The sequence below is a fragment of the Streptomyces aurantiacus genome (genome assembly GCF_001418335.1).
GTDB lineage: Bacteria > Actinomycetota > Actinomycetes > Streptomycetales > Streptomycetaceae > Streptomyces > Streptomyces aurantiacus.
In genome coordinates this window covers 1-9,747 of sequence record NZ_LIPP01000116.1, presented here as the reverse complement: position 1 = coordinate 9,747, position 9,747 = coordinate 1, and the positions used below count along the sequence as shown (strand labels likewise).

10 protein-coding genes and 1 pseudogene are annotated in these 9,747 nt (G+C 69.4%); 7 read left to right on the top strand and 4 right to left on the bottom strand.

The window, feature by feature from the left end; genetic code table 11:
* Positions 1 to 404, bottom strand: a pseudogene (locus tag AOK01_RS44405) (hypothetical protein); the annotation flags it as partial.
* 336 nt (positions 405 to 740) lie between these two features.
* On the opposite strand from AOK01_RS44405, the gene gcl reads away from it, so the two are divergent.
* On the top strand, positions 741 to 2,525 hold the full coding sequence (gcl, locus tag AOK01_RS16875) for a glyoxylate carboligase (protein WP_055512418.1): 1,785 nt from the start codon (positions 741 to 743) through the stop codon (positions 2,523 to 2,525).
* A gap of 345 nt (positions 2,526 to 2,870) precedes the next feature.
* Here the strand turns inward: gcl and AOK01_RS16870 are convergent, their stop codons facing one another.
* Both AOK01_RS16870 and AOK01_RS16865 read right to left on the bottom strand, forming a co-directional pair.
* Entirely contained in the window at positions 2,871 to 3,764 is an 894-nt protein-coding gene (locus AOK01_RS16870) for a 2-hydroxy-3-oxopropionate reductase (RefSeq protein ID WP_055512416.1), read from the bottom strand.
* Between the two features lie 63 nt (positions 3,765 to 3,827).
* The gene (locus AOK01_RS16865; protein WP_055512414.1) at positions 3,828 to 4,685 is read right to left on the bottom strand and encodes a TIM barrel protein; all 858 of its coding nucleotides are present in this window, start codon (positions 4,683 to 4,685) and stop codon (positions 3,828 to 3,830) included.
* Between the two features lie 221 nt (positions 4,686 to 4,906).
* On the opposite strand from AOK01_RS16865, the gene AOK01_RS16860 reads away from it, so the two are divergent.
* The 6 genes from AOK01_RS16860 to AOK01_RS16835 all read left to right on the top strand — a co-directional run bounded on the left by AOK01_RS16860 (position 4,907) and on the right by AOK01_RS16835 (position 9,162).
* Positions 4,907 to 5,161, top strand: coding sequence for a YkoF family thiamine-binding protein (locus tag AOK01_RS16860; protein ID WP_055512412.1), 255 nt, complete (start codon positions 4,907 to 4,909; stop codon positions 5,159 to 5,161).
* A 143-nt stretch (positions 5,162 to 5,304) separates the two neighbouring features.
* Positions 5,305 to 5,616, top strand: coding sequence for a helix-turn-helix domain-containing protein (locus AOK01_RS16855; protein WP_055512420.1), 312 nt, complete (start codon positions 5,305 to 5,307; stop codon positions 5,614 to 5,616).
* Positions 5,617 to 5,815: 199 nt separating this feature from the next.
* On the top strand, positions 5,816 to 6,334 hold the full coding sequence (gene uraD, locus AOK01_RS16850; RefSeq protein ID WP_055512410.1) for a 2-oxo-4-hydroxy-4-carboxy-5-ureidoimidazoline decarboxylase: 519 nt from the start codon (positions 5,816 to 5,818) through the stop codon (positions 6,332 to 6,334).
* On the top strand, positions 6,331 to 6,798 hold the full coding sequence (locus AOK01_RS16845; protein ID WP_055512408.1) for a hydroxyisourate hydrolase: 468 nt from the start codon (positions 6,331 to 6,333) through the stop codon (positions 6,796 to 6,798). The genes uraD and AOK01_RS16845 overlap by 4 nt, the downstream gene beginning before the upstream one ends.
* 3 nt (positions 6,799 to 6,801) lie before the next feature.
* Positions 6,802 to 7,698, top strand: a complete 897-nt coding sequence (pucL, locus tag AOK01_RS16840; protein WP_055512406.1) for a factor-independent urate hydroxylase — start codon at positions 6,802 to 6,804, stop codon at positions 7,696 to 7,698.
* A 90-nt stretch (positions 7,699 to 7,788) separates the two neighbouring features.
* Positions 7,789 to 9,162, top strand: coding sequence for an 8-oxoguanine deaminase (locus tag AOK01_RS16835; protein ID WP_055512404.1), 1,374 nt, complete (start codon positions 7,789 to 7,791; stop codon positions 9,160 to 9,162).
* A gap of 165 nt (positions 9,163 to 9,327) precedes the next feature.
* Here the strand turns inward: AOK01_RS16835 and AOK01_RS16830 are convergent.
* On the bottom strand, positions 9,328 to 9,747 hold a 420-nt coding region (locus AOK01_RS16830; protein ID WP_213862108.1), incomplete at its 5' end, for a chitosanase.

The following is a 9,747-nucleotide window of genomic DNA, read 5'->3' as shown; positions in this document are numbered from 1 at the left end:
CTCCGCAACCGCCGCCGGCGCTGCGGAGGCGCCGGCGGCGGTTGCGGAGACGGGGAGCCGTTCCCGTCTGCTGCTCCGTTCCTGTCGTCCGGAGCGTCCGGAGCGTCCGGAGCGTCCGGAGCGTCCGGGGCGGCGGGGCCGTCGGTCTCGGTCAGCGGTACCCGCAGGACCGTTCCGCACGGGCATCCGAGTTCCGGGCGAGGCCACTGGTCAGCGCGCCCGCAGGCGCCGCAGGGGATCGTCACCCAGCCCTCGTCCCAGGTGCTGTGGGTGACCGACTCGGGGCGGGCCGCCGGGTCGAGGACGGGTGTGACCGGCGCACCGCACGAGCACGGGTACGTCGGTACCGCGTAGGCATGCTCGCGCCGACAGGCCGGACACCTCACCGGCACGCTCTCGGCCATGACCCTCTCCAGAACCCCTGATACCAGCAGATGCCGGCACTGAACGCCGACGCTGACGCCGACCACCCGCAGCGGGCAGCACAGCCCTTCCATCGTCCTCCGGAACTCCGCCCTCCGGCAACGAATCGATGGGACGCCCCGTGATTGTCTCCGCCCGCAGGCCGGTCCCTCCACCGGTCTTTCCACCGGTCCCTCCACTCTTGACGCCCTTCGCCCTCCCCTCTAGATTGCTTCCAAATAGCAGAAGTTAGTTTCCGTAATACGGAAAAACGGAATTCGAGGCTCTTCGCGGGCGCGACGAGAGCCCGAATCCGACGGCCGAAGCAGGAGTACGCCATGGCTCGTATGACCGCTGCCCGCGCGGCAGTTGAGATCCTCAAGCGTGAGGGCGTCACCCACGCGTTCGGTGTGCCGGGCGCCGCCATCAACCCCTTCTACGCGGCGCTCAAGGCCGCCGGTGGCATCGGCCACACCCTCGCCCGCCATGTCGAGGGCGCGTCCCACATGGCGGAGGGCTACACCCGCACCGCGCCCGGCAACATCGGTGTGTGCGTCGGGACGTCAGGGCCCGCCGGCACCGACATGATCACCGGTCTGTACTCCGCGACCGGCGACTCCATCCCGATCCTGTGCGTCACGGGACAGGCCCCGACCGCCGTGCTGCACAAGGAGGACTTCCAGGCCGTCGACATCGCGTCGATCGCGGGGCCGGTGGCCAAGATGGCGGTCACCGTGCTGGAGGCGGCCCAGGTCCCGGGCGTCTTCCAGCAGGCCTTCCACCTGATGCGCTCGGCCCGCCCGGGCCCGGTCCTCATCGACCTGCCCATCGACGTCCAGCTCACGGAGATCGAGTTCGACCCGGAGACGTACGAACCGCTGCCGGTCTACAAGCCGGCCGCGACCCGCGCCCAGATCGAGAAGGCGGTCGCGCTCCTCAACGCGTCCGAGCGGCCGCTGATCGTCGCGGGCGGCGGCGTCATCAACGCCGACGCCTCCGCACTCCTCGTGGAGTTCGCCGAGTTGACCGGTATCCCGGTCGTCCCCACCCTCATGGGCTGGGGCATCGTCCCCGACGACCACGAGCTGAACGCCGGCATGGTGGGCCTGCAGACCTCGCACCGCTACGGCAACGCGACCTTCCTGGAGTCCGACTTCGTCCTCGGTATCGGTAACCGCTGGGCCAACCGCCACACCGGCAGGCTGGACGTCTACACGGCCGGACGGAAGTTCGTGCACGTCGACATCGAGCCCACCCAGCTCGGGAAGATCTTCGCCCCGGACTACGGCATCGCGTCCGACGCGAAGGCCGCGCTGGAGCTGTTCGTCGCGGTGGCACGGGAGTCGAAAGCCGCAGGGGGCCTGCCGGACCGGTCCGCGTGGGCACAGGCCGCGCAGGACAAGAAGGCGTCCCTCCAGCGGCGTACGCACTTCGACGACATCCCCATCAAGCCGCAGCGCGTCTACGAGGAGATGAACAAGGCCTTCGGTCCTCAGACGCGGTACGTCACCACGATCGGCCTCTCGCAGATCGCGGGCGCGCAGATGCTGCACGTCTACCGGCCGCGGCACTGGATCAACTGCGGTCAGGCGGGCCCCCTCGGCTGGACCGTCCCGGCCGCGCTCGGCGTCGCCAAGGCCGACCCCGAGGCACAGGTGGTCGCGCTCTCCGGCGACTACGACTTCCAGTTCATGATTGAGGAACTGGCCGTCGGGGCCCAGCACCGGATCCCGTACGTCCATGTGCTGGTGAACAACGCCTACTTGGGCCTCATCCGCCAGGCCCAGCGGGCGTTCGACATCGACTTCCAGGTCAACCTGGAGTTCGAGAACCTGAACTCGCCCGAGCTGGGCGTGTACGGGGTCGACCACGTCAAGGTCGTCGAGGGGCTGGGCTGCAAGGCGATCCGGGTCACCGATCCGAGTGAGCTGGGCGCCGCCTTCGAGCAGGCGAAGAAGCTCGCGGCCGAGTTCCGGGTCCCGGTGGTCGTCGAGGCGATTCTGGAGCGCGTCACCAACATCTCCATGTCCACGACCAACGACATCAGCAACGTCGTGGAGTTCGAGGAGATCGCGACCGAGCCGGGCCACGCGCCCACGTCCATCAGGACCCTGAAGGTCTGACCGGACAGGGCCTTGAAGGTCTGACCGGACGGACCCGTCGCGTGAGGCCCGCCGCCCCCGTGCCGGCGGGCCTCACGTGCTGACAATGTGCCCTCAAGCACGCTGGGTTGAAGCCCTCTGGGGCATGTTCAGAGGTTGATTTGAGGGTTCCGTAGAGGGTGTACGCCCACGAAGGTATATGGGGGTAGGGCAGCGAAGAGCGCCGAGTACGCGACCGTCCGAACGGTCCGTACTCGGCGCTCAGGGTGCCCACCCATGCTTGCTGGTGCCGGGCGGCGCCGGCGCCTGGGCGCGACAGGATGGGTGTCAGCGCCGGTGCCGCCCGGGTCTGTGGGGGCGGGGCGGTCAGGCCCGCGCGCCGGAGAGGCGCTCGACCGCGCGCAGCAGCGCGGAGTGGTCCAGGCCGCCGTCGCCCTGTGTGCGCAGAGAGGCGACGAGTTGGGCGACCACGGCACCGACGGGCAGCGCGGCCCCGACGTTGCGGGCGGCGTCCGTGACGATGCCCATGTCCTTGTGGTGCAGGTCGATACGGAAGCCCGGCTCGAAGTCGCGGTTCAGGAAGTTGTCCTTCTTGCGCGTCAGCACGGTCGAGCCGGCGAGGCCGCCGTTCAGGACGTCGAGGGCGGCCTTCAGGTCCACGCCCGACTTCTCCAGGAAGACCACGGCCTCGGCGCACGCCTGGATGTTCACGGCGACGATCAGCTGGTTCGCGGCCTTCACGGTCTGTCCTGAGCCGTGCGGACCGCACAGCACGATGGTCTTGCCGAGTGCTTCGAAGAGCGGCTGGGCCCGGTCGAAGTCGGCCTGCTCGCCGCCGACCATGATGGACAGCACGGCCTCGACGGCGCCGGCCTCGCCCCCGGACACCGGGGCGTCCAGCACCCGGATGCCCTTGTCCTTCGCCGCCTTCGCCAGATCCACGGAGGTCTGCGGGGTGATGGAGGACATGTCGATCAGGAGCGCGCCGGTCCGCACGTTCTCCAGGATGCCGTCGGGCCCGTACGCGATGGCCTCGACCTGCGGGGAGGCGGGCACCATCGTGATCACGACGTCGGCGTCCCGGACGGCCTCGGCGATCGAGCCGGCCGCCGTGCCGCCCGCCGCGGTCAGCCGCTCCAGCTTGTCCCGCTCCAGGGTGAACCCGGTGACGTCGTATCCGGCCTTGACCAGGTTCTCCGACATGGGGGAGCCCATGATGCCGAGGCCGATCCAGGCGACCTTGGGAAGAGTGCTGCTCATGAGGGTTCCTCTCTGACTGCTGTAACTTCTGTGCCGTGGCGGTGAGTTGCCGGGAGTTGCCACTCAGCGGGCGGCGCGGGCCTCGTGCGGCAGCCACTCGAAGGCCTCTGTGCTCGGCCGGTCGCCCGGCTTGTACTCCAGGCCGACCCAGCCCTCGTAGCCCTGCTTGCGCAGCAGGCCGAGCAGCTCCTCCAGCGGGAGCGAGCCGGTGCCGGGTGCGCCCCGGCCCGGGTTGTCGGCGATCTGGACGTGGCCGGTCTTCGCGGCGTACCGCTCGATCACCGACGGCAGGTCCTCGCCGTTCATGGACAGGTGGTACAGGTCCAGCAGGAACTTGGCGTTGCCCAGACCCGTCGCCTCGTTGACCTTGTCGACGACGGCGATCGAGGCCGGGGCGGTCACCAGCGGATAGCGCGGCGACTCCGGCTCGTTGAGGGTCTCGATCAGCAGGACCGCGCCGACACGGTCGGCCGCACGGGCCGCCAGTACGAGGTTCTCCAGGGCGAGTTCGTCCTGCTCGGCCGGGGCGACGCCGTCGACGCGGTTGCCGTACAGGGCGTTGAGCGCCGTGCACCCCAGCGACTGCGCGAAGTCGGCGGCCACGTCGATGTTCGCGCGGAACCGCTCCGACTCCCGGCCGGGAAGCGACAGTGCGCCACGGTCCGGGCCCGGCAGTTGTCCGGCGTAGAAGTTCAGGCCCCTGAGCTGTACGCCCGCGTCCTCGATCGCCTGCCTCAGGGCGTCGAGCACCGAACGCTCGGGGGTAGGGGAGTCGGTCCAGGGCCACCAGAGCTCGACCGCGCCGAAGCCCGCCGCGGCGGCGGCCGCGGGGCGCTCCAGGAGCGGGAGCTCCGTGAAGAGGATCGACAGATTGACGTCGAAGCGCTGCGCTGCGGCGGCGTCCAGCGAGAAACCGGACATAGGGGTCGGCGCTCCCTTCCGTGACGAGAATGACGAGTATCGACTGGCGAGTATCGATTCCGTATTGTGGAAGTTCTTTTCTGTTTGATGGAAAGGCTGCCTGTGTGAGGAAGCCTTGTCAAGGCCTCGGCCGGGAGTCGAGAGGTGCATGTCCGGGTCGGCTAGGGTCGCCTTGCGAAACGAGGTGCGAGGTCGGTGCGATGCGATGCCATGGGGGCGCAGTGCGATTGAGAGTGGAGTTCACGACCGAGCCCTTCGATCTCGACGAGGCGCCGCCGCACGCGCTGGTCGCCCGCGAGGTCATCGAGGGCGCCGAACTGGACGCGGTGGACGTCGGACCGTTCGGCAACACCGTCGAGGGCGGGGCGGATTCGGTCCTCACGGCGGTCGACGCGCTGCTGCGCAAGGCCCTGGACGCGGGCGCCACCCGAGTCTCCTTGCAGGTCAACGTGATCGGGGAGGAGGAGGGCGGATGACCGAATCCGCGGACGAGTCCCTCGCCTCGACCGAGCCTCCGGCCTCGACCGAGCCTCTCGTCTCGACCGAGTCTCCCGTCTCGGCCGTCCCCTTCCTCTCGGCGGACCCGTTCGTCTCGGCGGTCAAGCCGCTGGTCGACGCCATGGGTGCCGAGATGCTGCCGCCCGACCGGGCCGGACCCGACGACGTGGTGCTCTCCTGGCAGGGCGCGGACGTCGTGGCGGTGCGCCTTCCGCAGCTCGCCGACTCTCTGGATCACATCCTGGCCGCCCTGGAGCGTAAGCGCGGCAAGCCCCTGGCCGAGCTGGACCGCAAGGCCAAGCAGGAGGTCGTACGGATACTTGAGGCGCGCGGAGCCTTCTCGGTGCGGCACGGCGTGGAGACGGTGGCGAGTGCGCTCGGCGTCAGCCGGTTCACTGTTTACAACTACCTGAACCGCGAGAAGGGTGCCTGAGCCGGCATCCGGACGACGGTTTCGGCTCGACGGTTTCGGCTTCCCGGATTGGTTACCCGGATTTTTCAACAAACTGTTGACGTCGTAGCTTCGGGCGCGTTAGCTGGCCGCAGCCCGTCCAGCACAGGGCGCCAAGGCAACAAGGCAACAAGGCGCCCAGGCAACAAAGGCACAAGGTCCAAGGCCACGGAGGCTTCCCGTGACGTCGAGTACGACACCTGGCGGTCTCGCCCGGTTCAACGCCCTGGAGGAGCCCGCGGCCCACGCCGTCCTCCATGAGCTGTGCGCCTCGCGGACATGGGCGCACAGGCTGCTCGCCCGGCGCCCGTACGCCACCGCGGGCGACCTCTTCGCGCAGAGCGACGCGACCATGGCCGGCCTGACCGACGCCGACCTGGCGGAGGCGATGGCCGGACACCCGCCGATCGGACGCCCCCGGCCGGGTGACCCGACCTCCTCCCGTGAGCAGCGCGGCATGGATGGCGCCTCCCCCGAACTCAAGGCGGAGATGCTGGAACTGAACCTGGCGTACCAGGAGAGGTTCGGCCATGTCTTCCTGATCTGCGCGACCGGCCTCACCGGCGAGCAGATGCGTGACGCGGTCAAGGAGCGGATCGGCAACACACCCGCACAGGAGCGCGAGATCGTGCGCACCGAACTGGGCAGGATCAACCGCATCCGCCTCGCCTCACTCGTCGAACAGGACGCACCCGCATGAGCACCGACACCACCGCCTCCGTGTCCACGCACATCCTGGACACCAGCGTCGGCCGTCCCGCCGGGGAGGTCGCCGTCCGACTCGCGGCCCGAGCCGGCCGTGCGGCCGACTGGCGGGCACTCGGCGGCTCCGCGACCGACGCGGACGGGCGGTGCACGGACCTGCCGGCCCTGCCGGAGGGCACCACACACGTACGGCTCGACTTCGCCGTCGAGACGTACTTCGAAACGCGTGCGAAGACATCGCAGAACACGTCCGAGAACACGTCCGAGAGCACATCCGAGAACACGTCCGAGAAGAAGCAAGCCGATGCGCAGCAGGACGCCCCCGCGAATCGGGACAGCGGTGCCGCCGAGGTGTTCTTCCCCGAGGTGGCGATCACCTTCGCCGTCAGTCCGGGCGAGCACTATCACGTACCGCTGCTGCTCAACCCGTTCGGCTACTCCGTTTACCGAGGGAGCTAGCAGATGCCCACGTTCCTGGGACAGAACCAGTACGGCAAGGCCGAGAACCGAGTCGTCAAGATCACGCGGGACGGCGCCACCCACCACGTCAAGGACCTGAACGTCTCCGTGTCGTTGAGCGGCGACATGGACGAGGTCCACTACTCCGGCTCGAACGCGAACGTCCTGCCGACGGACACCACCAAGAACACGGTGTACGCCTTCGCCAAGGAGCACGGCATCGAGTCCGCCGAGCAGTTCGGCATCCACCTCGCCCGGCACTTCGTGACGAGTCAGGAGCCGATCCACCGAGCCCGCATCCGCATCGAGGAGTACGCCTGGGAGCGTATCGAGACCCCCGGTGAGGGCGAGCACTCCTTCGTCCGCCAGGGCCAGGAGACTCGCGTCACGCAGATCACGTACGACGGTTCGTCGTGGGAGGCCGTCTCGGGACTCAAGGACCTGGTCGTGATGAACTCGACGAACTCCGAGTTCCGGGGCTACGTGAAGGACAAGTACACGACCCTTCCCGAGGCGTACGACCGCGTCCTCGCCACCGAGGTCTCCGCCCGCTGGCGCTTCGGCTGGTGTGACGACGCGCAGGCGGCACCGGACTGGGAGGAGTCGTACGCGCGGGTCAAGCAGCATCTGCTCACGGCCTTCGCCGAGACCTACTCCCTCTCCCTCCAGCAGACCCTCTACGCGATGGGCGCGCGGATCATCGAGCGGCGCGACGAGATCGACGAGGTCCGCTTCTCGCTCCCCAACAAGCATCACTTCCTCGCCGACCTGAAGCCGTTCGGCCTCAAGAACGACAACGAGGTGTACTTCGCCGCCGACCGCCCCTACGGCCTGATCGAGGCCACCGTTCTGCGGGACGGCTGCGAGGCGAGGATCCCGGCGGACCTCACCAACCTCTGACGCGACCCCGGACGCATCACACAAGTACCGGACGCATCACCCAAGTACCGGAAGACACGGAAGCATCCCGGAAGTAGAGGACAACGAACGATGGTTCAGCGCATCGTCATCGAGAACTGCGCGATCGCGACCGTGGACGCCGCCGACACCGAGTACGCCGACGGGTACGTCGTGGTCGCGGACAACCGCATCGAGTCGCTCGGCGCGGGCAGGGCCCCCGAGGGCCTGGAGAACGTCGTACGCCGGATCGACGCGACCGGTCACCTCGTCACCCCGGGCCTGGTCAACACCCACCACCACTTCTACCAGTGGATCACCCGCGGCCTCGCCACCGACAACAACCTCTTCGACTGGCTCGTCGCCCTGTACCCGACCTGGGCGCGCATCGACGAGCGGATGACCTACGCGGCGGCCCAGGGCTCCCTCGGCATGATGGCCCGCGGCGGCGTCACCACCGCCATGGACCACCACTACGTCTTCCCGAAGGGCTCCGGCGACCTGTCGGGTTCGATCATCCGCGCCGCGCGCGAGACCGGCGTCCGCTTCACCCTGGCCCGCGGTTCGATGGACCGCGGCGAGAAGGACGGCGGGCTGCCGCCCGACTTCGCCGTCGAGACCCTCGAAGGCGCCCTCGCCGCCACCGAGGCGACCGTCGACGAACACCACGACGCCTCCTTCGGCGCCATGACGCAGGTGGCCGTCGCCCCCTGCTCGCCGTTCTCCGTGTCCACCGAACTCATGCGGCAGGGCGCCGTGTTGGCCCGGCGCAAGGGCGTACGGCTGCACACCCACGGCTCGGAGACGGTCGAGGAGGAACAGTTCTGCAAGGAGCTGTTCGGCATGGGCCCGACCGACTACTTCGAATCGACCGGCTGGCTCGGCGAGGACGTGTGGATGGCGCACTGCGTCCACATGAACGACTCCGACATCGCCGCCTTCGCCCGTACGAGGACGGGGGTGGCCCACTGCCCCTCGTCCAACGCCCGTCTGGCGGCCGGGATCGCACGCGTCCCCGACATGCTCGCGGCCGGCGTCCCGGTCGGCCTCGGTGTCGACGGCACGGCGTCCAACGAGTCCGGCGAACTGCACACCGAACTGCGCAACGCGCTGCTGATCAACCGCCTCGGCGCCCACCGGGAGGCCGCGCTGACCGCCCGTCAGGCGCTGCGGCTCGGTACGTACGGTGGTGCCCAGGTCCTGGGCCGCGCGCCGGAGATCGGCTCCCTGGAGCCGGGCAAGCTCGCCGACCTGGTGCTGTGGAAGCTGGACACCCTGGCCCACGCGTCGATCGCCGACCCGGTCGCCGCACTCGTCCTCGGCGCGGCGGCGCCGGTCACCGCCTCGTTCGTGGGCGGTGAGCAGATCGTCGAGAACGGCCGGCTGCTGCACGTCGACGAGGACGCCATCGCCCGCTCCACCCGGGACGAGGCCCGGCGCCTCGCGCGGATCGTCGCGCGGGCCTGACCTCCGCCCGCCGAAGATCTCCGGCCGAGGGGGACGGCCCTCGGCCGGTGGCCGTGGACCCGAACGGGGTCCGCGGCGACCGTCTCCGGGGCGCGCGCACGAACATGCCCGCGCCCCGGAACGGCCCTTCCCTTGTCGGCCTTCAGGGGCGCGACCCCGCGACCCTCAGTCGATGTGGAAGCTGTCCCCGTAGACCTGCCAGTCCAGCGGCGGGTCCAGGTTCAGGTTCCCGTTCCGGAGGAAGACCCGCTGGGCGGTGTCCACCCGGCTGGTGTCCTCGTGGGCCGCCTCCTGCTTCATCGCCCACACGCGGGCGTCGAGGAAGGCGTCGAGGTACGTCACCTCGTCGCCGCCCTGGGCCGGAGGCCTGGCCCGCTCCAGGGCCAGCCCGCGGATGCTGCCGAAGCTCGTACTGTCGCCGCCGTTGCCGTGCATGACGACGGCGTCGTAGTACGCGAACTGGCCCAGGGTGCCGATGCCGTCCGCCTTGCCCTGCTGTACCGCGGGGTTGAAGTAGACACGGTCCCGCTCGTCGTCCTGCGCCTGTTCGAAGGCCTGGTCCTGGGACGCCTGGCGCCAGGCGTC

Bases quoted from the DNA above. Each gene is read 5' to 3' on its own strand.
- gcl (WP_055512418.1), top strand. From the start codon at position 741: ATGGCTCGTATGACCGCTGCCCGCGCGGCAGTTGAGATCCTCAAGCGT.
- AOK01_RS16870 (WP_055512416.1), bottom strand. From the start codon at position 3,764: ATGAGCAGCACTCTTCCCAAGGTCGCCTGGATCGGCCTCGGCATCATG.
- AOK01_RS16865 (WP_055512414.1), bottom strand. From the start codon at position 4,685: ATGTCCGGTTTCTCGCTGGACGCCGCCGCAGCGCAGCGCTTCGACGTC.
- AOK01_RS16855 (WP_055512420.1), top strand. From the start codon at position 5,305: ATGGGTGCCGAGATGCTGCCGCCCGACCGGGCCGGACCCGACGACGTG.
- AOK01_RS16845 (WP_055512408.1), top strand. From the start codon at position 6,331: ATGAGCACCGACACCACCGCCTCCGTGTCCACGCACATCCTGGACACC.
- pucL (WP_055512406.1), top strand. From the start codon at position 6,802: ATGCCCACGTTCCTGGGACAGAACCAGTACGGCAAGGCCGAGAACCGA.
- AOK01_RS16835 (WP_055512404.1), top strand. From the start codon at position 7,789: ATGGTTCAGCGCATCGTCATCGAGAACTGCGCGATCGCGACCGTGGAC.